We start from the raw sequence: 319 nt of genomic DNA on the forward strand, positions 1-319 counted from the left end.
CTCATTGACACTTACATCTAAATGCCGACGATAGTACTGGCAGCGCTCTAGTTCCTGTTCACCTTCAAAAACATGATAAATTTCATCTCCGTCCAACGATGCTAAAGCACCAGCATCGACACCTAAACGCTCATTGATAATCAAGGTTGGCCTATTTTTGGCAACTTCATAAGATGCCCTTAGGGTAGATATTCGCTCACCCGTATCGCTATCGTAGCTGTGCTCATAAACTCGGACTATCGTGTCATCACCAAAGGGGAAAAATCTTACTTCATGGCCTGCTACATATAATGTGTCGTAATCAGGGCCTTCGTTTAGG

At 43.9% G+C, this 319-nt stretch carries 1 protein-coding gene; it reads right to left on the minus strand.

What is annotated here, in order from left to right; all coding sequences use genetic code 11:
• On the minus strand, positions 1-319 hold a 319-nt coding region (locus tag A3766_RS30790; protein ID WP_197479458.1), incomplete at both ends, for a hypothetical protein.

The sequence above is a fragment of the Oleiphilus sp. HI0132 genome (genome assembly GCF_001635845.1).